Source organism: Pelagibacterium nitratireducens, from assembly GCF_037044555.1.
GTDB lineage: Bacteria > Pseudomonadota > Alphaproteobacteria > Rhizobiales > Devosiaceae > Pelagibacterium > Pelagibacterium nitratireducens.
In genome coordinates this window covers 1,634,322-1,658,756 of record NZ_CP146275.1, presented here as the reverse complement: position 1 = coordinate 1,658,756, position 24,435 = coordinate 1,634,322, and the positions used below count along the sequence as shown (strand labels likewise).

The window sequence follows — 24,435 nt, the reverse complement described above, 5'->3', positions numbered from 1 at the left end:
TCCATCCTCCTAAATGGCGAGGTATTCTTGCCGCAACTCGGCGTTGTCGAGCACTTCGCGAGCGCTCCCCGAAAATGCCACCTCGCCCGTATCGAGGATAACGGCCCGATCGGCCAGCTTGAGGGCCGCAATCGCGTTCTGCTCCACGATGATGGTTGTGATGCCCAGTTCCTTGATCTCGTGCAGGATGGTTTCGATTTCCTGGACGATAACCGGCGCGAGCCCTTCATAAGGCTCATCGAGCAACAGGAGCTTGAGGTCTCTGGCCAGGGCCCGGGCAATGGCGAGCATTTGCTGCTCCCCACCCGACAGCGTCGTGCCCTCCTGCCGGCGGCGCTCGGCAAGGCGAGGGAAATGGCCGTAAATGCGATCGAGGTCCCACCCGGCACCCGGCGCCACCTGGGCAAGAGCAAGATTTTCTTCAACCGACAGCCCCTGAATGATCCGCCGGTCTTCCGGGACCAGCTGGATACCGGACCGGGCCGCTTCAAAGGCCTTCATGCCATGAATGGGCTGGCCGTCGAGCCAAATCTCCCCCTGATGCACAGTGGGATTGTCGAGCCGCGCAATGGTACGCAGCGTCGATGTCTTGCCCGCGCCATTGCGCCCCAGTAGCGCCAGAATTTGCCCATACGGCACCTCGAAGGTCACCCCCTGGACGATGTAGCTCTCGCCATAATAGGCGTGGACGTCCTTGACCGAGAGAAAGGGTGAATCGGCAGGGACGGCTGCTTCCGGCTTCATGTTTGTCGAGACGGCGTTCATCAATGCGCTCCTCCCAGATAAGCTTCCTGCACGCGTGGATCGCCGCGCACATCCTCTGGCAAACCCTCGGCAATGATCCGGCCTCCGGCCAGCACCGAAATCCTGTCGGCCAGCGAAAAGACGACGTGCATATCGTGCTCGATGATCACCTTGGTCATGCCGCGGCTCTTGATCTTCTTGAGCAGCTCGATTGTCGTGTTGGTGTCATGACGGCTCATTCCCGCCGTCGGCTCGTCCAGCAACAGCAGACGTGGCTTCTGGATGAGGCACATCGCCAGTTCCAACCGCCGTTTGTCGCCGCGCGACAGGGAGCCCGCATGGGCACCGCGCCGCTCGACCAATCCGACGTCTTCAAGCGTCGCTTCGGCCTCCTGGCGCAATGCTGTCTCTCGCTCGAAGGGCTTGGCCAGATTGATTTTGAATGCACCGTCGCGCTTTGCGAACGCCGGCGTCATGACATTCTGGAGAACGGAAAGATCGGAAAAAATTTCCGGTGTCTGAAACACGCGGCTGACACCCAACTGATTGATTTCATGTGGCTGTTTTCCGGTCAGCACGGTGCCGTCGAACACCACGGCGCCGCTGGTGGGCGGAATGCGCCCGATGATGACATTGAGCAAAGTCGATTTGCCCGCCCCGTTCGGGCCGATGATCGCGTGGGTCTGGCCCTCCTCGACCTGCAGGTCGATATCGGCAAGAGCATGCAGACCACCGAAATTCTTGTGCACATCGGCGACATGCAGAACGACGTTTTTTTTGGTTTCCATGACCAATCTCCTATTCTGCTGCGGATGTGCTGAGTTTGGCCGGCGTCTCTTGGTGCTTGCGGCGGTTGCCGAACATCGAGCGGATGCGACGGACACCTTCCATGATGCCGCCCGGAAGGAACACGACCACCAGTACGAAGACCAGTCCCTCCGTCAGCTTCCAGCCCTCGCCCACGAATTTCGACGCCACAGTGACCGCAAAGTCCTGAATTCCGTCGGGCATCCAGTCGAAATAGAACTGAAGGATACGATCGTTGTAGGCCGAGAAGATGTTTTCCATGAATTTGATCAGCCATGCCCCGATGACCGGGCCGATCAACGTGCCAACCCCGCCGAGAATGGTCATCAGAACAACCTCACCCGAAGCTGTCCATTGCATGCGCTCGGCACCAGCCAGCGGATCGGTTACCGCCAGCAGACCACCGGCCAAGCCGGCATACATGCCGGAAATAACGAAGGCGGCCAACGTATAGGGACGTGTGTTCACGCCAGTATAGGACAGCCGCGTCTGGTTGGATTTGACCGCGCGCAACATCATTCCGAAAGGCGAGGTGAATATCTTCTGGGCGATGAAGAATACCACCAGCAGGATCACGGCACAGAGATAAAATCCCCCCATGCCTCCCAGGGTGTTGCCCAGAAGGCTTGGTGAAGGAATTGCCGATGACGTCCCGACGGCAAAGAGGGTGTCGAGCACGCGCGGGTCCGAGCCAGCAAGTTGCAACGCCGTTTCGCCGTTGGTGATGGGCGTGAGCACCGAATAGGCAAGGTTATAGCTCATCTGGGCAAACGCCAGGGTCAGGATTGAAAAGTAGATGCCCGAGCGGCGCAGCGACACAAACCCGATGACCAGTGCAAAAACGCCAGCCATGACGATGGCGAAAATCAGCGCCGGAATGGCATCCATCGACAGCAGCTTGAAAGACCAGACTGCCGTATAGGAGCCGACCCCCAGAAAGGCCGCATGGCCAAAGCTGAGATATCCAGTGAGACCAAACAGAATATTGAAGCCCACCGCAAAGATCGCAAAGATCGTGAATTGCTGCATGAGCCCGGGATAGGCCGCCCCTAACGGCTGAAGCCAGATCGGCATGGTGAGAACCACCAGCGAGAAGACGGCAAGGGTGACGTACTCGTTCCTTGGGAGTCGAAAGAAATCCATCTCAGGCCTCCATCACGCCACGGCGGCCCAGCAGACCACGGGGACGAACAAGCAGAATGATCACAGCCACCGCATAGATGATGATCTGGTCGATACCGGGAATGATGGCCTTGATTGCCGTCATTGATGCAAAGGACTGCAGGATGCCGAGCAGGAAGCCGGCTGCGACAGCGCCGGGCAGCGAGCCCATCCCACCAACCACGACGACCACGAACGAAAGCACCAGGAAATCCATGCCAAGGCTGTAATTGGGCGGCAGCAGCGGCGTATACATGGCGCCTGCCAGCCCCGCCACCACCGCCGCCAATCCAAACATGATCGTAAAGCGGCGATCGATATTGATCCCGAGTAACCCGACGGTTTCGCGGTCAGCCATGCCCGCACGGACCACCATACCGAAGGTCGTGAAGCGCAGGAATGCGAACACTGCAGCCAGAACGGCGAGCGAAAAGCCAAGATAGACCAGCCGCCAAAGCGGATATGTGACCGCGCCCGCCTGCATTCCGAAAAGGACACCCACGTCGGTGGCGCCCCGCAGGTCGGACGGAATGGGTTGCGGCCATGGATTGGGACCGAAAAACGCCTTGACCACTTCCTGCAGGACAATGGCCAAACCAAAGGTCACCAGGATCTGTTCGGCATGCGGGCGTTTGTAGAAATGCTTGATCAGCCCCCGTTCCATCGCCACGCCGATGATCAGCATGACAGGAATGGCCAGAAGAATCGAAAAAGGCACCGAATAATCAACGAGTACCGCGCCGAAATCGCCGAACCAGGTTTCGGCCATCGGCGTGCGAATTTCGAGAGGAGCCCCCCAGGGCGAAAGCTGGGTTTCGTCGATCGTGACGCTTTCCATCGTAATCAGGGCACGGAACGTGACCGCGCAGAAGGCGCCGAGCATGAACAGCGCGCCGTGAGCGAAATTAACGACACCCAAAGTGCCGAAAACCAGAGTGAGACCCAAGGCGATCAGGGCGTAAGCGCCGCCCTTGTCCAGCCCGTTGAGCAATTGCGCGAGAATCGCATCCATCGATTTGGCTCCAGATGTAGGTTTGTCCGGCCACCGCGGCGGCCGGACATGCAAACCACCGTCAGTGCGGCATCAGCACATTTGCGGGTCGGCCGAGCCCAACTCCCCGCCGAAGATCGACGGATCGTAGGTGACACTGTCACGCGAGGCGGTATTCACCACTTCGAGAAGGTCGAACTCGTTGGATGGCTGCTCCTTGCCCTGAACGACCAGAACGTCCTTGAAGCACTGGTGATCGGACCCACGATAAAGGGTCGGACCATTGCCCATGCCGTCGAACTCGAAATCTTCAAGCGCGGCAATGACCTCGGGCGGATAGAATGTACCGGCCCGTTCCACGGCATCCGCATAAAGCAGCGTCTGGACATATGCGGTATGCGCCGCCTGACTGGGGGGCGACCCGAATTTGGCGCCGAATGAAGCGGTAAAGGCTTTCGAGCCTTCATCCTGCATGCTCCAGTACCAGTTCGACGTGCCGTAAACGCCCTGCATCGCCGAGCCGGCACCAGCCGCCATGAGATCGGAAACCAGCGGAAGGACCAACTGGAAATCCTTGCCGTTGGCCTGACGGTCGCGAAGACCGAACTGGGTCGCCTGGGTCAACGAGTTGATGCCGTCAAACCCGTAGTGATTGAGAATCAGAACGTCGGCGCCAGAGTTGAGGACTGGCGTGATATACTGGCTGAAGTCACCAGCGCCCACCGGCGTCCGGACCGTTTCGACGGTCTCCCAACCAAGCGCTTCGGTCGCGGCGATCATCGATTCTTCTTGCGTCCAGCCCCAGGTGTAGTCGGCGGTCAGATGATAGGCGCGGCGATCATTGCCATAGGCAGCACCCAGTTGCGGCCCCAGACCAACACCCGATTGATAGGCATTGAAGAAATGGCGGAAGCCGTATTTGCGCTTGTCTTTGCCCGTCGTGTCGTTGGAATGGGTCAAGGCCGCCATGAAGATGATGCCCATGTCCTGGCAAAGACTTTGCACAGCGATGGCAACGCCGGACGACGAACCGCCGGTAATCATAACAGCACCATCGCGCTCGATCATGCGGCGGGCCGATTCACGGGCGGGATCGGACTGGGTCTGGGTGTCGCCGGTCACGTACTCGACGCGCTTGCCCAAAATTCCGCTTCCGGTAAGGGTCTTGGATGAAAAATGCGGGATCAGACCGCCATCGCCCTCGCCGTTTAGATGTTCGACCGCCAGCTGATAGGCCCTGAGTTCATCGGCGCCTTCGTCGGCATAAGCGCCGGTCTGGGGTACGTTGAAACCCAAGGTAACGGTATCACCGGTCGGCGCGTTGCAAAATTCCTGCGCCCAAGCCCCCTTGGACAAAATGAGGGGGGAAACCCCCGTCGCCAGGATGCCAGCCATGCCCGTCTTGACGACGCGACGACGGCTGATTCCGCGTTTCAAATCGCTCATTAATCTCCTCCTTTGGTGCGGCGGGCCATACCTCCATATGTCCCAAATCCACCGCCGGAGTATCGAGTGCCGTTAATGCAAGAGCAATATACTATTGTAATTAATAAGAAATTTTGTAAAGCTTTGACCAATTAGCGCCCATATTATGTCAAACAGTTGACAAGCGAGGACGGGATGCGAGCGCCAATCGGGCTTCGAATAAGGACACGCCGCAAGGGTTTGCGACTTTCCCAGGCCGCACTGGCACGCAGCGTCGACGTCTCGCCCAGCTATCTCAATCTCATCGAAGCCAACAAGCGCCAGGTTGGCGGCACGCTGCTCCAACGCATCGCGGCTGAGCTCGACATTCCCATTGATGAGCTTACGGGCGAATCCGAGCACCGACTTATCCATGAGCTTGTCGAAACCTTCGCCGACCCGGCCCTTGCCGATGTCGGCCTTGGCATGGAGACGGCCCGCAGCCTGGTTGCAACGCAACCCGACATCGCTCGCATCATTGCAAAACTCTATCGGGCCTATATGGCAGCCTCGGCGAGCGCTGACGCTTATGCCAACCGACTGAGGGCAGATCCCCTGCTCAGCCAGCTCCTCCATCAGGTTCTATCGGGCATAACCGCCGTCAGATCCTCAGCTGAAATTCTTGAAGATGTGGATGACCTCAGCAGCGCCGAGCGTGCGCAATTTGTCTCCTCGATCTCAAAGGAGACCCGCGGACTGTCCGCTGTGGCGCAGAACCTGATCGGACAGTTCGACCACGCGAGCACTGTCAGCAAATCCGCATCTGTGCGGCGCGAGCTCGATGACATGATTTTCGCGGCCCGCAATTATTTCCCGGCACTTGAGCACCGAGGGGCGGAAATAGCCCGGGACATGCAGTCGTCAGGCGCATTGGGAGAAGCGGCGATCGCCCATCATCTCGCAGCCGTCCATGGTGTCCATGTCGAGCGAAACGCCAGGCCGAATTCAGGGCGGGCCTTTGGTCATGATGCTGAGCGGGGCGTCTTGTGGTTCCGAAACACCGTGCCGCAATCAACCCGCCAGTTTCAAATGGTTCGGCTAATCTCGGAACTGACCAGCGACGACGAATTGACCGAAGCGGTCAAGGTCCCTCACCTCTCCTCGCAGACTGCCCGGCACCTGGCCCGCTCCTATCTAGCTTCTTATATCGCCGGTGCGGCGCTGTTCCCCTACGAGCGGTTTCTCGATGACGCGGAAACGCTCCGCTATGACGTCGAGGCGCTGAGCGAACGCTACAATGCCAGCTTCGAGCAGATCGCCCACCGGCTCGTAACACTGCGCGCGGAGGGAGCGGAAGGCGTGCCTTTTGGCTTCCTGCGTTCCGATCCGGCCGGGCGTCTGACCAAACATTTCCCTCTTCCCGGCCTTTTGTTGCCCCATACCGGGCACGCTTGCCCCCTTTGGGCGCTGTACGGTGCGTTCAGGTCTTCGGGTCAACTGGTGCGGCAAGTCGTTCGTTTTTCCGACGGGTCGCGATTTCTTTTCGTGGCCAAAGCGGTTTCGCGCCGCGCTTCCGGCTTTGCAGACCAGGCCCTACCCCATTCGATCCTGCTTGTTACCGACATTCTGCATGCCGACCGCACTGTCTATGCCGACGGGCTGGACCTTGGCGACGCCGATGCCGACGTGCCGGTTGGACCAACCTGCCGCCTGTGTACGCGAACCGACTGCGTCAGCCGCGAGGAGGCCCCTTTCGCTCCAGGCGACGAACCCACGCTGAGCACAGTCAAAGCCTAACCCCCAACGCGCGGGGGCTTGGCGAATGACGGCAATTGCGGTTATGTGAATATGAGTCCCGAGGAGGAAGGGGCTCGGAGGGGGAGTTTTGGCGATCGATATTCTCATTGCAGAAGACGAGCCGAGCATCCTTGAAGCACTTGATTTCGTTCTGAAAAGAGCGGGATGGACGATCAGTGCTGTCATGGATGGCCAAGCCGTCATGGACGCCGTTCGGCGAGAGCGCCCGCGTGTACTGGTCCTCGATATCATGCTGCCAAAACGCAGCGGATTTGAGGTTCTCAAGCAAATCCGGGCCGACCGGAGCACGGCTGATCTGCCCGTTCTCGTCCTGACCGCCAAAGGCCAGCAGCAGGACCGGCGCATTGCCGAGGAGCTTGGAGCCAACAAATTCGTCACCAAGCCCTATTCCAACGCCGATGTCGTCGATGCAGTGCGCAGCTTGCTTGGCGCGCCCGCCAACGACCCGCAACCCAGTTGAAGATCACGGGCCATGACACGGCGTAAGATCATTGGCGCGTCGCTGTTTTTCACGCTGTTCGGAGCGATGGCGACCCTGCCCCCACTGATCTTGCTGTTCAGGTTCGACGGATTTGTCGCCGGGGTCCCCGTAGCAACGCTTTTCCTGTTCGGCCTGTGGGTGTTTCTCGTTATCGGCGCCGCATGGTTCGGCTACGCGCTACCGCGCGATGAACCGCATCAATTGCCGGGCGAGGAGCGCCGATGACGCTGACGGCCGATCTCGTCATTGCGACTGCCGTGGCCTATGTCGGACTTTTGTTCGTTATCGCCTATCTTGGCGACCGGCACACGCGGAGCCGAAGCGGCGGATTTTTGCGCTCACCCTTCGTCTATACGCTTTCGATTTCGGTCTACTGTACGAGCTGGACCTTCTACGGCGCCGTCGGCACGGCAGCCCGTAACGGCTTGGAATATCTTACAATTTATCTGGGACCCACTATCGTCTTCATTGGATGGTGGTTTATTCTCAGGCGCCTGGTCCGCATCAGCCACGACCAGCGCATCACTTCGATTGCCGATCTTTTGTCATCGCGCTTTGGAAAATCGAGCACTCTGGCCGTGCTCATAACCGTATTGGCCGTAATTGCCATCGCGCCATATATCGCCCTGCAACTCAAGGCCATAACCTCATCGATCGAGGCCATTGCCGGATCGTCCGAATTTGGACGCGGCAGTCTGGCGGGTTGGGATGAGGTCGGGCTGGCATTTGGCGTGGCCGCAGGCATGGCCATATTCACAATTCTTTTCGGCACCCGCAATGTGGATGCCAAGGAACAACACCACGGCGTGGTGGCCGCCATTGCCTTCGAGGCCGTTGTCAAACTCACGGCGCTGCTCGCCGTCGGCGTGTTCGTCGTCTATGTCGGCGGCGGTATGGATACCATCTTTGCCAATGCCGAGACGGCGGGACTGAGTATCCATGCCGGCGACACCTTTGGCGACCGCTGGATTTCCATGATGGTTCTGGCCGCGGCGGCGATCATATGCCTGCCACGACAATTCCAGGTCACCGTTGTCGAAAACTCGGACGAAAAACACCTGCGCACTGCGAGTTGGGCGTTTCCGGCCTATATGCTTGCAATGAGCCTGTTTACACTCCCTATCGCATTGTTCGGGCTTACGTTTATGCCGGTCGGCTCGAACCCCGACATGTTCGTGCTCACGCTCCCACTTGCACAGGGTCAGGATGCGCTAGCACTGTTTGCGTTCATCGGCGGGTTTTCCTCGGCAACCTCGATGATCATCCTTGAATCCATCGCGCTTTCGATCATGGTCTCCAACCACATCGTCGTGCCCATCATGCTGCGACTGACCTCGGGTGACGGGATCGGCGATGGACAGGGCGTGAGGCGGTTGATCCTCAATGCGCGGCGCCTTTCAATCATGCTTATCCTGTTGCTGGGGTTCGCTTATTTCTATCTCACCCGCGGGTCAGACGCGCTGGCGCCGATCGGATTGATCTCGTTTACCGGCGTCGCGCAATTCCTTCCGGCCATACTTGCGAGCCTTTTCTGGCGTGATGCTTCAACAAAAGCTGCCATCTGCGCGATAGCCGTAGGTTTTGTGGTCTGGCTCTGGTCGAGCTTCATGCCGTCCTTTGCCTCCTCAAGTCCACTTGTTGCCTCGGTGATGGCCAATGGACCATGGGGGATTGACTGGCTGCGCCCACAAGGCCTGTTCGGCTTTGACGATCTCGATCCTCTCACCCACGCGGTATTCTGGAGTCTGTTCCTCAACACAACGGTTTTGATCCTGGGCTCACTTATGACGAACCAGTCGGCCCTCGAACATGTCCAGGCTGCACTGTTTCTCAATGTTTTCCGGCGCACCAGCAACGAGGCGAGCCCGATCCGTGGATCGGCGACGGCGGACGACCTGTTTCTTGTCGCGCGTCGCGTTTTGGGCCACGAGCGCGCCGTGGCACTGTTCTCCGAAGAGGCAAAGCAGGCGCGGATGCCATGGACGACTCTGGAGCCAAGTTCGTCGTTCATCCGGCGGCTGGAGCGCGAAATGGCCGGGTCGATCGGCGCTGCATCGGCCCATGTCATGTTGTCCAAAGTGGTCTCGGGCGATTCCATCTCGCTTGAGGAGGTCATGCAGATGGCCGACGAAACCCAGCAGGCCATCGAATATTCCCAGGAGCTGGAAAAGACCTCCACCCAGTTGCGGGCAACCGCAGAAAAGCTCGAGGAAGCCAACCGGCAATTGCGTAAAGTGGACCTGCAGAAGGATGAATTTCTCAGCCAGGTGAGCCACGAGGTGCGCACGCCGATGACCGCGATCCGGGCCTTTTCCGAGATCCTGCTCGACGACGAGGAACTCGACGACGCCTCCAGGGCCAAATTCGTGTCGACCATTCACAAGGAAAGCCTGCGCCTGACCTCCCTGCTCGATGAGATTCTCGATCTTTCAGCACTGGAACGCGGTGAGCGGGCCTGGGAGAACCGCCCCATTGATGCAGAAGAATCGCTCGATCAGGCGCTTCGGGTCTGCGATGCACTGGCGCGCCAGAGCAATACGCAGGTCAAGATCGGAACCAGGGCCTCGGCCGCCTACGTGCGATCCGATCCCGACCGCTTAAGTCAGGTGCTCATCAACCTCATTTCCAATGCAATAAAATACAACGGCGCCATCGCTCCGGTTGTCGAAGTGCGCTCGAGGCTCAAGAGGGGCGCCTATATCATCGAAGTCGAGGACAACGGCATCGGGATCGCCCAGGAAGAACAGCCGCGAATCTTCGACAAATTCTATCGCGGGCGGCTGGGCGAAACGGGGCCATATGCCGGTGCGGGGCTGGGGTTACCGATCAGCCGGGAAATCATCTCAAGGATGGACGGTGTGCTTGAACTGGTTTCCACCCGCGAAGAGGGCGCCTGTTTCCGGATCACCCTGCCCCTGATAACCCAAAGCGAGGCCGGTGCCGCGCAATAGGCGGTTCAGTGTGCTGGCAAGACGGCAATGTTGTCGATCAGACGCACACCATCAAGCCAGCCGGCAGCGAGCAGCCGGGCGGGACGATCGAGTTTGGAAACCGGCTCAAGTGTTTCGGCATCGCGCAGTTCGAGATATTCGACTTGGGAATAGCCCGCCGTCAAAAGCGTCGTCTTAGCGGCGTCCACGGCGGACGAAACCGGCTGTCCCGCCTCAATGGCAGCGCCTGCGGCCCTTAACGCCTCCGCCATGGCCGGTGCCTGTTTGCGGGCCGTTTCGCTCAACCTGACATTGCGCGACGACATGGCCAAGCCGTCCGCCTCACGGACGGTGGGCACGCCGACGATTTCGACCGGAATATCGAGATCGCGCGCAAGACGGCGAATGACGCTGAGTTGCTGATAGTCCTTCTCGCCGAAAAATGCGGAATCAGCCTGGGTCTGAAGCAACAGCTTGGTGACCACCGTCGCAACGCCCTCGAAATGTCCGGGGCGGTACGCGCCGCAAAGACCTTCGCTCAACCGGGAAACCGAAACCTTGGTGGCAAAGCCCTCTGGGTACATTTCCGCGATGTCGGGCGCGAAAAGCATATCCACATGCTCGGCTTCAAGCCGCGCGCTATCCGCGGCTTCATCACGCGGATATCTGGCCAGATCCTCAGCATTGTTGAACTGGCTGGGATTTACAAAAAGCGTGACGATGACGCGCTTGGCCCTGCCCTTGGCGGCCCGGACGAGCGAGAGATGTCCTTCGTGCAAGGCGCCCATCGTGGGCACCACGGCAATGTTGTCGCCGGCTGCGCGCCAATGGCCAATTTGCGCCCGAATCTCGGCAACGCTACGAACGATCAGCATGCTCATCCAGCATCCGGAACGCTGGCCGGCACATCGCCGAATACGTGCTCGGCGGCCGGAAAACGGCGCGACCGGACATCTTCGGCATAGGCTGAGATGGCACGGTCTGCATCATCCGCCAATTGAGCGTAGCGTTTTACGAATTTGGGCCTGAAATCGGCGAAAATGCCAAGCATGTCGTCAACGACCAAAATCTGTCCGTCGCATGCTGCCGAGGCGCCAATCCCGATAGTCGGAATGTCAATGTCCGAGGTGATACGCCGGGCCAGGATATCGGGCACCTTTTCGATGACCACGGCAAAGGCGCCGGCCTCTGAAACGGCTTGCGCATCGCGCAGAATGGCATGGGCATCGGCGCCCCTGCCCTGAACCTTGTAGCCACCAATGGTGTGGACCGCCTGCGGCGTCAGCCCGACATGGGCCATGACCGGAATCGAACGGCGCGTCAAAAAAGCGATGGTTTCGGCCATATGCACTCCACCCTCGAGCTTGACGGCGTCGCATCCGGTTTCGCGCATCAGCCGTGTGGCATTGCGGAATGCCTGTTCGGGACTTTCCTCATAAGTCCCAAACGGCAGATCGACCACCATGAGTGCCGATTTCACGCCACGGCGGACGGCCTTGCCATGCATCACCATCATGTCGAGATCGACCCCGAGCGTATTGGGCAGACCGTGCAGCACCATGCCCACGCTGTCGCCGACCAAAACGAGATCGCAATGGCTGTCAACGAGTTGCGCGATAGGCGTTGTATAGGCCGTGAGGCACACAATCGGCTCACCGCCTTTCCGTGCCAGAATGCCCGGCGGGCTCTGGGGTGGTTTGGGTGCCTTGCCATAGGTCATAAGAGCTCTCCCGCATGCGCCCCGGTTCAAATCCGGATCGTCTATGCCAGCTATATGGCGGCTCTCTTATCCGATCTCAAGTAAAGCTAAAACCCAGACCTTGGGTTGATTGGAGCCAACCGAGCAGAGACATATGGCTGGACGACCCCGAAATTGCGCACACAGTTAGTCCTGCCCGATAGTTTCGACGGATTCGAGCAGGCGGGTAGCAATCAAAAGGCTGCTACCGGTTGCCAGGATCATCTGGGGGAGGACAAGCCATTCCAACGTCCATGCCGCACCGGAGCGTTCCTGCTCGTGAACGAGAGACTGTGCCATCGTGCCTCCGCTCCCCGCGACATAGCGGGCGAGCGTCACGAGCACTTCGGCGGAAACCGGATTTGATTTGTGAGGCATGGCGGAAGAACCGCCGCCTCCGGCCAGAACGACATCGCCCATGGCATTCTGCGCCATTAGCGCAATATCCTGCCCCATCTTGCCCAGGCTGCCTGAGACGAGGCCGAGCCAGCCGGAAAATTCGACAATGCTGTCGCGCTGATTGTGCCAGGGCTTTTCGGTGATGCCGAGACCTAGTCTCTCTGCCAACGCCCTTGTAACGCGCGGGCCATCTTCTCCGAGCTTTTCAAGAATGCCGACGGCGCCGCCATATTGGACGACAAGCAGACGCCCTTCGATCTCTTTAAGCCGCTGACGATGCCGGGCGAGCGGCGCACTCCAGTCGGTAATCCGGTCAGCAACGGTAATCTCGAGCGCATCCTGCATACGCGTCCGGGCCATGAGCTTGCGGCCGCCGAACCGGTCCGAAAGACGTTCAAGGGACGTCTCAACCGAACCGATGCGGGCGGCGAGGATGGCCGTTATCGACTTGAGACGCATGACAAGGCTGGTGTCTATCACATCTTGGCTGGTCGCCCCGAAATGCAGTGATCCAGCAGTCTGGCCACCCAGCGCGCTGCGCATCTGCCTGACCATTTCAGGAGCAACCACGCCGTCCCGTCCCAACCCCGATTTGAGCCCCTCGAAATCTGCTCTGTATCTGGTTTCCAGCCCGGCGATCACCTCCGCATCGGCTTGCGCAATGACCCCGCATTCGGCCTGCGCCGCGGCCAGCGCTATTTCGAAGGCCACCATAGCCTCGACGTCAGCCTGGGCCGAGAGCAGTCCAACCAGTTCGGGATCACCGAATAAGCCGGAAAGGAAAGGATGATCGAAAGGGGAAATAGACATCAGACGTCCAGAAAGACCGTTTCGTTTTCTCCCTGAAGATAGATGTCGAAGGTTACAATATTGCCGTCACGCCGGCCGATCAGCGTTTTTTCGCGACCGATCATGCGGGCTTTGGCCAGAACAGGGTCGCTTTGGTTCGCCTGTTCCTCGTCGGAGAAATACATTCGCGTCTGCAGCCCCACATTAATGCCGCGCGCCACGATCCAGAAGGTAATGTGCGGCGCCATGAACCCGCCGCTTGCAAGGGGAACTTGCCCAGGCTTGATGGTGTCGAACGAGAATTCGCCACTGGACCCAGCAGGTTGCCGCCCCCAGCCCGAAAAATTGGGATCAACGCCAGAGCGGTGTTCCATGGGGCTGTTGTAGATGCCGTTGGCATCGGCCTGCCAGATTTCGACGACACAGTCGCCAACCGGATTGCCACCGCCATCGATGACCCGGCCCGTGACCTTGATGCGTTCGCCTTTGACCCCGTCGGACACGACCCTCAGACCAAGGTCTTCCGGGATCACGCCTCCGATATCGTATTCATTGGGAGTCATCCCGATGTGAACGTAAGGGCCAGCCGTCTGGGAGGGCGTTTCCTTGAGGTAATCGAGCGGCTTTGACATCAATTGCCCTCCTTGCGGTTTTCAAAGAAGGTCGAGCGGCGGCCCCGAAGCACGATATCGAAGCGATAGGCACGAAGATCCATGGGGATCGTGTTGTTCATGTCGAGCCGCGCGACCAGCCGGTCGATCGCATCGGGATCGCTGATCGTGTTGACGATGGGGCAAATCTTGATGAGCGGATCGCCCTCGAAATACATCTGGCTGACGAGGCGCTGGGCAAAACCTGTGCCGAACAGCGAGAAATGGATGTGGGCCGGACGCCAGTCATTGACCCCATTGGGCCAGGGATAGGGGCCGGGCTTGATGGTGCGGAACCAGTAATATCCATTGTCATCGGTGATCGTGCGCCCGAAGCCGCCGAAATTGGGATCGAGCGGCGCGCGGTAGCCCTCGCGCTTGTGACGATAGCGCCCGCCCGCATTGGCCTGCCAGAATTCGACGAGTACATTGGGGACGGGTTTGCCGTTCTGGTCAATAACCCGGCCATGAACGACGATGCGCTGGCCGATGGCTTCCTCGCCGGGCTTGGCGTAGTTGATGATCAGGTCGTTATCGTATTCCCCCAGCATGTTGTGGCCGAAAGCCGGGCCGGTTTTTTCGCTCAGCGTGCTGGAAAAGCTGATCAGCGATTGTTTGGGCGCGCGCAGAACCGAGGATTTGTATCCTGGCGCAAAGGCGGGCGGGTGCTGGGAATGGTCCCGTTCCATAAAGGCGCCGGCCTCTGCGCGCGAATTGCTCAAACGGTCACTCATCCTTGTCCCCCTTCATGCGTTCGAGTGCCTGCCGGGCCAGCTTTATCGCATGGTTTGCAGTGGGAACGCCCGCGTAAATTGCAACATGAAGCATGATCTCGCGGATATCGTCCTCTGTTGCACCGGTGCGCACGGTCGCTTCGATATGCATCACCATTTCATCATAGTGACCCAGACCGGCCAGAAGCGCGATGGTGACGATAGAACGCTGGCGCTTGTCCCAAGTGCCGCGCGACCAGACATGCCCCCACGCCGCCTCGGTGATAAGGTCCTGAAACGGGCGCTCGAAGTCGGTCGTGGCTGAGACTCTCTTGTCAACATAGCTTTCGCCAAGCACGCTGCGGCGCGTTGCCATGCCCTGGCTGTGGCGGGCCGTTGGGCCTTTGTTCTGCGTCACTGCGCATGCTCCTTTTTTGTAACCCGTTCGACCACCGCAGCAATGGCCGCGGCAACCGGTTCGGGCGTTTCGATGCAGGGCAGATGGCCCGCACCCTCTATGATCCGAAAATCGCTATCGGGGATGGTATCGGCAAAACCGCGCACAAGTTCGGGCGGCGTCGCGCCATCCTCCGACCCCACCAGAACCGAGGTGGGAACCGAAATGGATGCCGTGTCCGCGCGCCTGTCAAAACCGGCAATCGCAGCGCAGGTCGCCAGGTACCCCTCGACAGGCTGCCGCTCGAACATGGCGCGGGAGATGGTGTAAAGCGGATCACCTGAGGCTCTGAAGTCCATGCTGAACCAGCGCTCCATGATGCCATCGGTGACCGATCCGAGCCCGTCGCGGGCGATGGTCTCGATGCGCTGGTTCCAGAAATTGGGCTCACCGATTTTCGCGGCCGTATCACAAAGGACGAGCCCGGACACGAGGTCGGGCCGCTCGAAATAGAGCTGCTGGGCGACCTGACCACCGACCGAAAGCCCGCAGATAACGGCTTTCGATATCCCCAGAGCGTCGAGAAGGCCTGCAAGGTCGCCCGAGTGATCGGCGACCGAATAGGGCGTTTGACCCAATGACGAGAGCCCGTGGCCGCGCTTGTCGTAAACGACAACGCCCAGATCGGCATCAAGCGCAGCAATCACGGCGTCCCAGATGCGGAAGTCGGTGCCAAGGGAATTGATGAACACGATCGTGGCGGCGCCATTTGCGGCCGCGCGCGCGCGATAGTGCAGGACAATGTCGCCGACTTTGATGCAGTCCATGAGGTTCCTCCGACAAGGTCAGATTGGAGCGCGTGATTGGTTTTGTAAAATGAAACTATCGGCGATATAGATAACCTTCAGATTATGGGTTATCAGATGATCGACAGTCGTGTCCGCTTCCGCCATTTGCGCACCTTCATTGAAGTGGTCCGCCAGAATTCCGTGGGACGCGCGGCGCAGGTGCTCTCCGTCAGCCAGCCGGCGGTGACCAAGACCATCCGCGAACTCGAGGAGATTCTCGACAAGAAGCTGTTTGAAAAGGACGGGCGCGGGCTCAGGGTCACGCGCTATGGAGAGGTGTTCTTGCGTCACGCGGGCGCATCCGTGGCTGCCCTCCAGACCGGAATTGACAGTCTGAGCCGGGGCGATGCCGGGCCGCCGGTACGGATCGGTGCTTTGCCAACGGTCTCGGCACGCATAATGCCGAAGGTGATGGAGCGCTTTCTGGCCGAAGGTACCGAGAGCCCGGTCAAGATTGTGACCGGCGAAAACCACGTCCTGCTCGGCCAGTTACGCACCGGAACGCTTGATCTCGTAGTGGGACGGCTCGCAGCACCCGAACAGATGGCCGGGCTGACGTTCGAATATCTTTATTCCGAACAGGTCCGCTTTGTGGTCCGCTCCGGGCACCCGTTGCTCACTCGCGATCAATTCGATTTCGAGCGCATCCGCGACTATACTATTCTTATGCCACCTACGGGTTCGGTCATCCGCCCCTATGTCGACCGATATCTTCTGGCGCACGGCATGGCGGAGCTGCCCCATGCGATAGAAACGGTCTCGGATTCGTTCGGGCATGTCTTTGTGGCGCAGACCGATGCCGTCTGGGTGATTTCCGAAGGCGTTGTGATCCGTGAAATTGCGGCGGCTCGTCTTGAGGCACTGCCCGTCGACACCACCGATACTCAGGGTGCGGTGGGCTTGACGACCCGAGAGGGCTCGCCCTCCAACGCCTCGCTCGAAATCCTGAGCCACACGATACGCGCCGCTACCCGCGAACATGACGGCTGAGACCGTCGCGGATCGCCTGCGGCCCCTGCCCCAGCCGCCGCGACATGAAGCGGCTGAAATAGGCAGGATCGGGATAGCCCAGAACGATTCCGATTTCCTTGATGCTCAGATTCGAAAACTGGAGATAGCGGCGGGCTTCGAGCAGGATACGCCGCTCGATGATTGTCAGAGCGGAAAGCCCCAGGACCTGCCGGCAGACACGGTTGAGATGCGTGGGCGTGATGCCCAGCCGGGTTGCGTAAAATCCAACCTTGCGCGTGTCCCGGAAATGCCGGTCGACAAGTCCCAGAAACGCGTGGGCATGCCGGTCGGCGGGTCCGCTTCCCGCATCATCGTTTCGCGCGGCAGCAAGATCGAGCCGGTGCGCAGCAACCAGCAGCAGACTCAAGCGCGCCCTTAACGCTGCGACCTGCCCCGGCGCGCTCCGGTCGGCTTCGGCAATCAACCGTTCGACGGCGTGCTCGATTTCGTCGGTCTCCACGACCCCGGCAACCGGTTTGAGGATACACGGCCTCATCAGCCCGTCCATGGCGGTTCCGATGTCTGCAAGCCCGTTTCGGACATCCTGGATATAAAACGTCAGAACAAAGCCATCGACACCCTCGGAAAAGACGAAGCTGTGAACCGTGAGTGGTGGCACGATGACAATCGCGGGAGGCGAAATCTCGAACGTATCGCCATCGAGCATGACCGTAGCGGCACCCCCTCTGAGATAGAGGATCTGATAGAGCTGGTCGTGCCGATGGGGCGATATGCGGAAGCCGTGCAGGCGCGACCGGGAGGTAATGGTCTCCCAGTGCAGCCAGCTTTCGCCGCTGTTCTCGTTTTCGCCGTAGAGCGCATAGGTCGGAATGGCTTCCATGTTGCTATAATCCAACTCTTTGTCGCGCCTGTCCATTGGCAATCACGTGGGCAATCCACACTCTGCGAGCCAATCGGGCAAGAATGCCGTCACTTTGGGAGGAACGTCATGCGCACTCAGGTTGCAATTATCGGTGCCGGGCCGGCAGGTTTGACCCTTGGGCGGCTGCTGGAGACCGCCGGTATCGATGCCGTGATCATCGAACAGCGCAGCGCCGATTATGTGCTCGGGCGAATTCGGGCCGGCGTTCTCGAACAGAGCTCTGTGGACCTGCTGCGCCGGATGGGCGTCAACCAGCGCATGGATGCCGAAGGCATTGTCCACGACGGTGTGGAACTGTCTTTCGACGGCGACATGCTGCGTATCGATTTCAACGAATTGATCGGACGCAGGGTCATGGTCTATGGCCAGACCGAGGTCACGCGCGATCTGATGGACGCGCGGACGGCCTCTGGCGCCAAGTCGATCTATGAAGCCAGCGACGTCCAAATCCATGATTTCGCGGGCGAGACACCTCGGGTTAGCTTCACAAAGGATGGGCAAACCCATCAGATCAACTGCGATTTTGTTGCCGGCTGCGACGGCTTTCATGGCGTGTCGCGCGCCAGCGTTCCTGACCAGGCAATATCGGTCTTTGAACGGGTCTATCCCTTCGGCTGGCTCGGTGTGCTGGTCGATCAGCCACCTGTCGCCGAAGAACTGATCTATGCGCACCACGAGCGAGGGTTCGCGCTGTGCTCGATGCGCTCTCATTCGCGGTCACGATACTATGTGCAGGTGGGTGCAACAGAGAAGGCGCAGGATTGGTCCGACGAAATGTTCTGGGACGAATTGCGCGCCAGGCTCAATCCCAACATCGCCGAAAGCCTCAAGACGGGGCCCTCGATCGAAAAATCCATAGCGCCGCTGCGCAGCTTTGTGGCCGAGCCTTTGCGTTTCGGACGGCTGTTCCTGGCCGGCGACGCTGCCCATATCGTGCCTCCAACGGGCGCCAAGGGCCTCAACATGGCGATCCACGACGTGATGGAACTGGCCACCGCGCTCAATGAATTTTATGGCGAACGATCGAAAGCCGGCATCGACGCCTACTCCGGAAAAGTAATTGAAAACACCTGGCGCACCGAGCGTTTTTCATGGTGGATGACCCAACTCCTCCACACATTTCCTGACAGCGGTGATTTCGGCCGCCGCATCCAGCGCGCCGATTTCGATTATCTCGGCGCTTCGCGCATTGCGCAGCAATCGCTGGCTGAAAACTACACCGGTTTCCGCCCATAAGGCCGTTTGCGTTTTAAGTCCAACGGATCATTGAAGGGAACGAATTTTCGCGAGAGGCATTGGAAAATCCATATGGCGCATATTGCGCGCCTCGGTTACGGGGGACCGACTGAATGGACTTTTCCGACGTCTATTGCGGGCCACCGCCGCTCCCGCAGGATTTGTGGTTTCGGTGGTCGTTCGATCCATTTGCGGCTGTGCTGATGATCACGCTGTTCGGCTCCTGGTTGTTGTGGGGTCGCCGTGACGCGGTGGGCCGCAGCGCCCTGATGGCCGCAATGGCATTGATTTTCGTGGCGTTCTTCTCCCCCCTATGTGATCTGACAACGGCGCTGTTTTCCGCCCGCGTGGCCCACCACGTGATACTTATCGGCGTTATCGCACCGCTTGTTGCAATTGCCCTTCCATGGCGCACCGGCCCCCTATTGCCTCTGTCGGCACTGGCCCTTCTCAATGGCCTGACTGTCTGGCTATGGCACGCGCCAAGCGCCTATGAATGGGCGATAATTGGCGCTGGTCCTTACTGGCTGATGCAACTGTCGCTGTTGGCGACGTCATGGTTGCTCTGGCGCGAGATGTTTTCTCCACTGGCCCGCGTCGGTGCAGCGCTGATTGCCCTTGTCGCCTTCATCGCCCAGATGGGCCTGCTGGGCGCGCTTCTGGTATTCACCCCCTTCCCTGTCTATGCACCGCACCTCGCAACAACTGCGCCGTTTGGCCTGTCGGCTCTGGCTGACCAGCAACTGGCGGGACTGCTGATGTGGGTGCCGGCCATCGTGCCGTACCTTCTGGTCGGCGTTTGGCTGGTGCTGCGTTTGACAAACGCCTTTGTGGCCCATCGTCCTTCGGGCTCCGCCCGATGATCACCGCATTGAAGCTCGTCCATATCGCGACGATTTCGGTCTGGGCTGCCGGGCTGGTTTGCCTGCCGTTTCTGTTTGCACAACGCAAGGATGTCGCAAAGACAGATGCCCTGAACCGGCTGCATGCCATGGTGCGTTTTTTTTACGTCGTCATCCTGTCCCCCGCGGCATTCGTCGCCGTGGGCAGCGGAACGGGTCTGATTTTTCTACGCTCCACATTTGAGCCCTGGTTCGCCCTCAAGCTGGTCTTCGTAGGGGTGATGGTGATGATCCACATCCTGTCGGGCCTGTTGATCCTGAAACTTTTCGATGAAACCGCGCGCTATTCCACCTTGCGGTTTGTCGTCGTTACGGGAGGCACACTCGCCGTGGTTTCAGCCATCCTTGCCATCGTTTCCGCAAAGCCCGATATCGACGTGTCCCGCCTGACCCCGGACTGGCTGGCTCCCGGCCGCCTCTCGGAAATCGCCGGCAATATGCTGGGGTGGGACTTCCAGTGAACGTGCGGTCGATCCTATCGATGCTGGTCTCGATCCCGGCCCTGGGCGGCTGTGCGGGATCGCTGTCCGCGCTCGATCCCGCCGGTCCTGCCGCGGCGGCCGTTGCTACGCTGTGGTGGGTCATGTTCTGGGCGGCCGTAGTGTTGTTCGTGCTCGTTGGCGGCCTGTTATGGTTTGTATGGAAACGTCCCGGCTTTGGCGCTTCAATGACGCCCATGCGCTGGATCATATGGGGCGGACTTGTCATGCCGGGCATCCTGCTGACCGCGCTGGTTTCCTACGCCCTATTTATCGGCGAGCGGCTTTTGCCGCACGGTCTCGCCCAAACCCCGACGCGCGTGGTTGCGCACGGTGTGCAGTGGCAGTGGCAGTTCTCCTATCCCGACGCGGCAGATGTGAAAGGCACGCCCATCCTTCACATTCCAGCCGGTGAGCCCGTCGATGTGATTGTCACGAGCGGAGATGTCATCCATTCGTTCTGGGTTCCCCGGTTGGCCGGAAAGATCGACGCGATACCGGGCCATGAAAATACGATCCGCATCCAGGCGGATCGTCCCGGAACCTATCGCGGCGTCTGCGCGGAGTTTTGCGGGTCAGCCCATACAGACATGCGGTTCACCATCGAGGCTCATGACCGCGCGGCATTCGACACCCTCATGAGGGAGCTTTCCGATGGCTGACACGTCCCCCGAAAAGCTCTCGCCCATCGGCCTGCACAAGGCTCTTGACCGCGTCTGGAGGACAGGACCGGGCTGGCAGCGGCTTTCAGCGGTCAACCACACAGTGTTGGGCAAGCGCTTCATGCTCACCGCCTTCGCATTCTTTACCATCGGTGGCCTGCTGGCCATGCTGATCCGAGCCCAGTTGGCGACCCCCGACGCGGCATTTGTCGGACCTGAAATCTACAACCAGCTGTTTTCCATGCACGGCACCGTGATGATGTTTCTCTTTGCCATCCCCATGCTGGAAGGGCTGGCCATCTATCTGCTGCCAAAAATGCTGGGCGCGCGCGACCTCGCCTTCCCGCGCCTGACGGCTTATGGCTATTGGTGCTACCTTTTCGGGGGCACGATCATCGTCGTTTCCATGTTGTTCGGTGTCGCGCCCAACAGCGGCTGGTTCATGTATACCCCGCTCTCCTCGCAACCCTATACGCCGGGAATCAATGCCGATATCTGGCTGCTCGGCGTCACCTTCGTAGAAATATCTGCGGTTTCTGCAGCGGTGGAGATCACGGTATCTATCCTCAAGCTGCGGGCGCCCGGCATGTCGCTCGATCGTATGCCACTATTTGCGTGGTACATGCTGGTCACGGCGCTCATGATGGTGTTCGGGTTTCCCCCGCTGATTTTGGGTTCGATCCTGCTCGAACTCGAGCGCGCATTCGATCTCCCCTTTTTCGACCCGACACGGGGCGGCGATGCGCTGCTTTGGCAGCACCTTTTCTGGCTGTTCGGCCATCCGGAAGTCTACATCATCTTTTTGCCTGCCGCGGGCGCCCTTTCGACAATCATTCCGGTTTTCGCCCAACGCCAGATCGTGGGTTATCACGCCATAATCGCCGCAATCGTGGCGCTAGCCTTCCTGTCGTTCGGGCTATGGGTGCACCATATGTTCACGGTGGGCATCCCGCACCTGGCGCTGGCGTTCTTTTCAGCTGCAAGCGCCCTGGTGGCAATACCAACGGCGGTGCAGATCTTCGCCTGGCTGGCGACGCTGGCTCATGGCAAGCCGCGCTTCGACATTCCCATGCTCTATGTGACAGGGTTTTTCCTCGTTTTCGTGATCGGCGGACTGACCGGCGTGATGCTGGCGATGGTGCCGTTCGATCAGCAGGCCCATGACAGCTACTTCGTGGTGGCACATCTTCACTACGTGCTGGTCGGCGGTTTCGTGTTCCCAATGCTGGCCGCCATCTATTATTGGCTGCCGCACATCACCGGCCGCGAAACCGTTCACCGAATCTCGGTGCCGGCATTCTGGCTCATCTTTATCGGGTTCAACCTGACATTTTTCATGATGCACCTGACAGGGCTGATGGGCATGCCGCGGCGCATTTATACCTATCCCTCCAATTTCGGCTGGGACTGGCTCAACCTGCTTTCGAGCGTTGGCGGCTTCATCCTGACCATGGGGTTTGCGCTGTTTGCCGTTGATATGATTCTACAATTCAGGTTTGGACGCGGGTTCCGGCGCAACATCTGGAAGGCCTCAACGCTTGATTGGGCGATGCCCACACGACCCGCGTCATACGCTTTCGCATCACTGCCGAGCATCGACACGCGGGCGGACGCCATCGATCCCGATAGACTGGGGCCCCAACTGGCGGCAGGGCAAGGCTATCTCGGATTTGTGCGCCAGGGCCGCATGGAAACGCTCGGTGTGGATATGACGACCGGGCGTCTTGAGCACGTCGTCGTCCTGCCCAATCCGACCTATCTGCCCCTGATATCGGCGGGCCTGACCGGCGTGATGGTGCTGTGTCTGCTGTTCAAGCTTTATCCGGTTGCCGCGGTTTTTGCGCTGGCAACGCTTGTCAGCTTTTTCTTCTGGTCTGCGCGATCAGGCTCAAGGGTCGACGAAGGTCCCATCGATGTCGGACGCGGCGAGAAGGCCCCGCCGGGCACCGAGGTCGAGGGGCCCACACAATGGTGGGCAATGGTGTTTGCACTGGCGGCCAACGGCACGCTGTTCGCTTCGCTTGTCTTCGGGGCGCTGTATCTGTGGCTCGTGGCACCCGCCTGGCCCCCGACCGAAATCGTTGCCCCCAATCTTTGGGTGATCGTGGCAGCAGTGCTGCTGACCGCCGGCGCGCTGGTGATGAGGATGACCGACGGGCTGAACCGGGCGGGCAAGGCTTTCATCCCGATGCTGGCGATGACGCTGATCGTGGATATGGCGGTGCTGGGTGTGCTGTCCATGGCGGTCTTCTTGCTTCCGGACCCAACCAGTCATGCGCATGCCGCGACGGTCGCGGCGTTGATCGGCTATGGCTGGCTTCATGCTTTCGGGGGCCTTATGTTCGGCCTCAATGGGCTGCTCAAGGCACGCAACGGCTATGTCTCGCCACGCCGCAGCCTGGACCTTCGCCTCGCAAGGCTATGGCATGACTATACGGCAGTCACTGGCGTCCTCGGCATGGCGCTGGTCCTGCTCATGCCCTCGCTTATCGGTATGCTCGAAGGGGTGAGGTGATGGAAACCACGCCAGTGCCACCAAGGCATATGCTGGTTATCGTAGTCGGGTTTGCTCTTTGGAGCGTTGCCTTTGTGGCCCTCTACGCGGTCAACGCCATAGGATGCGCTTTCGGGTGGCCGACGACTGTCCAGCGCTGGGTAGTGATCGGGCTGGCGCTTATTTGCTCGGGCGCGGCGCTGGGTGTCGCCGCGTGGAGCATAGGCCATTGGCGTCGCGCAGCCAGAGCGGACCGCCCAGCGCCAAGTCTTGCAAAGATCGGGGCGCTGGCGAGTTCGGCGGCCCTCGCCGCCACGGTCTTCGTTTCGGCGCCGAGCCTTTTTGTTTCGATGTGCATATGATTATTCGTCCGGCCCGACGATCATCCCGACGCCGTGGTCAAAGACCAGCTTGCCGCCATGCCAGCCGGCCAGCCCCGTGAAAATTCCGGCCAACACCGAAAGTCCAAGGCCCAGGGGCAACACCGCCTCTGGATCAAAAAGCCGAACGCCCCAGTTCATACCGGCGATGGCGATCAAGGTCATCGCAGCGATCGCATGTGTCCAACTGCCGACGCGGCCCCGAATGCCCCTGACCAAAACGAGTTCAGCCGTTCCAGCAATTCCTGCGGCTATCCCGAACCAGAAGGCAAATCCGGCCGACCACAGGCCCGCGCGAACCCAGAAGTCATCACCCGTCCACCAGTAGAAAATATCGGCGCCCAGCGTCGCAAAGACCAAGGCGATTGGAAAATGGACCATCATGGCGTGAATCGGATGGCCTGCCACTGCGACGGCAGATTTCACATCCTGCGCCATGACATCTGCGATAACCGGGCTGTCCGATGAAGCTGACCTGTCTTCGCTCATCATGCTCCCTTTTGCCGCTACAACAGCTC

Annotated in this window: 25 protein-coding genes; 11 read left to right on the top strand and 14 right to left on the bottom strand. The window is 59.7% G+C overall.

The genetic code is table 11. From position 1 onward, the window contains the following. Positions 1–9 precede the first annotated feature (9 nt). From V6617_RS08310 to V6617_RS08290, 5 genes are all read right to left on the bottom strand, one after another. On the bottom strand, positions 10–765 hold the full coding sequence (locus V6617_RS08310; protein ID WP_422394817.1) for an ABC transporter ATP-binding protein: 756 nt from the start codon (positions 763–765) through the stop codon (positions 10–12). Continuing rightward, on the bottom strand, positions 765–1,532 hold the full coding sequence (locus V6617_RS08305) for an ABC transporter ATP-binding protein (protein WP_338610378.1): 768 nt from the start codon (positions 1,530–1,532) through the stop codon (positions 765–767). The genes V6617_RS08310 and V6617_RS08305 overlap by 1 nt, the downstream gene beginning before the upstream one ends. Before the next feature lie 10 nt (positions 1,533–1,542). Then, complete coding sequence (locus tag V6617_RS08300) at positions 1,543–2,694, bottom strand: branched-chain amino acid ABC transporter permease (protein WP_338610377.1); 1,152 nt, start codon at positions 2,692–2,694, stop codon at positions 1,543–1,545. 1 nt (position 2,695) lies between these two features. After that, positions 2,696–3,724, bottom strand: a complete 1,029-nt coding sequence (locus tag V6617_RS08295; RefSeq protein WP_338610376.1) for a branched-chain amino acid ABC transporter permease — start codon at positions 3,722–3,724, stop codon at positions 2,696–2,698. A 72-nt stretch (positions 3,725–3,796) separates the two neighbouring features. After that, entirely contained in the window at positions 3,797–5,149 is a 1,353-nt protein-coding gene (locus tag V6617_RS08290) for a substrate-binding protein (RefSeq protein ID WP_338610374.1), read from the bottom strand. Between the two features lie 219 nt (positions 5,150–5,368). On the opposite strand from V6617_RS08290, the gene V6617_RS08285 reads away from it, so the two are divergent. The 4 genes from V6617_RS08285 (at position 5,369) to V6617_RS08270 (ending at position 10,357) form a co-directional block, all read left to right on the top strand. Then, complete coding sequence (locus V6617_RS08285) at positions 5,369–6,904, top strand: helix-turn-helix domain-containing protein (protein WP_338610372.1); 1,536 nt, start codon at positions 5,369–5,371, stop codon at positions 6,902–6,904. Positions 6,905–6,992: 88 nt separating this feature from the next. Then, the gene (locus tag V6617_RS08280) at positions 6,993–7,385 is read left to right on the top strand and encodes a response regulator (protein WP_338610370.1); all 393 of its coding nucleotides are present in this window, start codon (positions 6,993–6,995) and stop codon (positions 7,383–7,385) included. A gap of 12 nt (positions 7,386–7,397) precedes the next feature. Continuing rightward, complete coding sequence (locus V6617_RS08275; RefSeq protein WP_338610368.1) at positions 7,398–7,631, top strand: hypothetical protein; 234 nt, start codon at positions 7,398–7,400, stop codon at positions 7,629–7,631. Beyond that, the gene (locus tag V6617_RS08270) at positions 7,628–10,357 is read left to right on the top strand and encodes a sensor histidine kinase (RefSeq protein ID WP_338610367.1); all 2,730 of its coding nucleotides are present in this window, start codon (positions 7,628–7,630) and stop codon (positions 10,355–10,357) included. Before V6617_RS08275 ends, V6617_RS08270 begins: the two co-directional genes overlap by 4 nt. 5 nt (positions 10,358–10,362) lie before the next feature. Here the strand turns inward: V6617_RS08270 and panC are convergent, their stop codons facing one another. The 7 genes from panC to pcaD form a co-directional block, all read right to left on the bottom strand. Next, positions 10,363–11,217, bottom strand: a complete 855-nt coding sequence (gene panC / locus V6617_RS08265; RefSeq protein WP_338610366.1) for a pantoate--beta-alanine ligase — start codon at positions 11,215–11,217, stop codon at positions 10,363–10,365. Beyond that, complete coding sequence (gene panB, locus V6617_RS08260) at positions 11,214–12,056, bottom strand: 3-methyl-2-oxobutanoate hydroxymethyltransferase (protein ID WP_338610364.1); 843 nt, start codon at positions 12,054–12,056, stop codon at positions 11,214–11,216. Before panB ends, panC begins: the two co-directional genes overlap by 4 nt. 165 nt (positions 12,057–12,221) lie before the next feature. Then, positions 12,222–13,283 (bottom strand): 3-carboxy-cis,cis-muconate cycloisomerase, encoded by a 1,062-nt coding sequence (locus tag V6617_RS08255; RefSeq protein WP_338610362.1) that lies wholly within the window; start codon positions 13,281–13,283, stop codon positions 12,222–12,224. After that, positions 13,283–13,894 carry a protocatechuate 3,4-dioxygenase subunit alpha gene (pcaG, locus tag V6617_RS08250; RefSeq protein WP_338610360.1) on the bottom strand — a complete coding sequence of 204 codons (612 nt, stop codon included), beginning with the start codon at positions 13,892–13,894 and terminating at the stop codon, positions 13,283–13,285. The genes V6617_RS08255 and pcaG overlap by 1 nt, the downstream gene beginning before the upstream one ends. Continuing rightward, on the bottom strand, positions 13,894–14,646 hold the full coding sequence (gene pcaH, locus V6617_RS08245; protein WP_338610358.1) for a protocatechuate 3,4-dioxygenase subunit beta: 753 nt from the start codon (positions 14,644–14,646) through the stop codon (positions 13,894–13,896). Before pcaH ends, pcaG begins: the two co-directional genes overlap by 1 nt. Further along, positions 14,639–15,043 (bottom strand): 4-carboxymuconolactone decarboxylase, encoded by a 405-nt coding sequence (gene pcaC / locus V6617_RS08240; protein ID WP_422394816.1) that lies wholly within the window; start codon positions 15,041–15,043, stop codon positions 14,639–14,641. The genes pcaH and pcaC overlap by 8 nt, the downstream gene beginning before the upstream one ends. Continuing rightward, positions 15,040–15,849 carry a 3-oxoadipate enol-lactonase gene (pcaD, locus tag V6617_RS08235; RefSeq protein ID WP_338610357.1) on the bottom strand — a complete coding sequence of 270 codons (810 nt, stop codon included), beginning with the start codon at positions 15,847–15,849 and terminating at the stop codon, positions 15,040–15,042. Before pcaD ends, pcaC begins: the two co-directional genes overlap by 4 nt. 96 nt (positions 15,850–15,945) lie before the next feature. On the opposite strand from pcaD, the gene pcaQ reads away from it, so the two are divergent. Beyond that, a complete protein-coding gene (pcaQ, locus tag V6617_RS08230; protein ID WP_338610356.1) occupies positions 15,946–16,860 on the top strand; it encodes a pca operon transcription factor PcaQ in 915 nt (304 codons plus the stop codon). Here pcaQ and V6617_RS08225 read toward each other — a convergent pair. Next, on the bottom strand, positions 16,838–17,722 hold the full coding sequence (locus tag V6617_RS08225) for a helix-turn-helix domain-containing protein (protein WP_338610355.1): 885 nt from the start codon (positions 17,720–17,722) through the stop codon (positions 16,838–16,840). The genes pcaQ and V6617_RS08225 overlap by 23 nt on opposite strands. A gap of 108 nt (positions 17,723–17,830) precedes the next feature. Here V6617_RS08225 and pobA point away from each other — a divergent pair, with 108 nt between their 5' ends. The 6 genes from pobA (at position 17,831) to V6617_RS08195 (ending at position 23,899) form a co-directional block, all read left to right on the top strand. Next, complete coding sequence (gene pobA / locus V6617_RS08220; RefSeq protein ID WP_338610353.1) at positions 17,831–19,000, top strand: 4-hydroxybenzoate 3-monooxygenase; 1,170 nt, start codon at positions 17,831–17,833, stop codon at positions 18,998–19,000. 113 nt (positions 19,001–19,113) lie between these two features. Then, a complete protein-coding gene (locus tag V6617_RS08215; protein ID WP_338610352.1) occupies positions 19,114–19,863 on the top strand; it encodes a cytochrome c oxidase assembly protein in 750 nt (249 codons plus the stop codon). Continuing rightward, entirely contained in the window at positions 19,860–20,363 is a 504-nt protein-coding gene (locus V6617_RS08210; protein ID WP_338610351.1) for a CopD family protein, read from the top strand. The genes V6617_RS08215 and V6617_RS08210 overlap by 4 nt, the downstream gene beginning before the upstream one ends. After that, on the top strand, positions 20,360–21,043 hold the full coding sequence (gene coxB, locus V6617_RS08205; RefSeq protein WP_338610350.1) for a cytochrome c oxidase subunit II: 684 nt from the start codon (positions 20,360–20,362) through the stop codon (positions 21,041–21,043). The genes V6617_RS08210 and coxB overlap by 4 nt, the downstream gene beginning before the upstream one ends. Beyond that, a complete protein-coding gene (gene ctaD, locus V6617_RS08200) occupies positions 21,036–23,558 on the top strand; it encodes a cytochrome c oxidase subunit I (RefSeq protein WP_338610348.1) in 2,523 nt (840 codons plus the stop codon). Before coxB ends, ctaD begins: the two co-directional genes overlap by 8 nt. Next, complete coding sequence (locus V6617_RS08195) at positions 23,558–23,899, top strand: hypothetical protein (protein WP_338610346.1); 342 nt, start codon at positions 23,558–23,560, stop codon at positions 23,897–23,899. The genes ctaD and V6617_RS08195 overlap by 1 nt, the downstream gene beginning before the upstream one ends. On the opposite strand, the gene V6617_RS08190 is transcribed toward V6617_RS08195, so the two are convergent. Beyond that, positions 23,900–24,406 carry a DUF2231 domain-containing protein gene (locus V6617_RS08190; protein ID WP_338610344.1) on the bottom strand — a complete coding sequence of 169 codons (507 nt, stop codon included), beginning with the start codon at positions 24,404–24,406 and terminating at the stop codon, positions 23,900–23,902. Between the last annotated feature and the right edge of the window lie 29 nt (positions 24,407–24,435).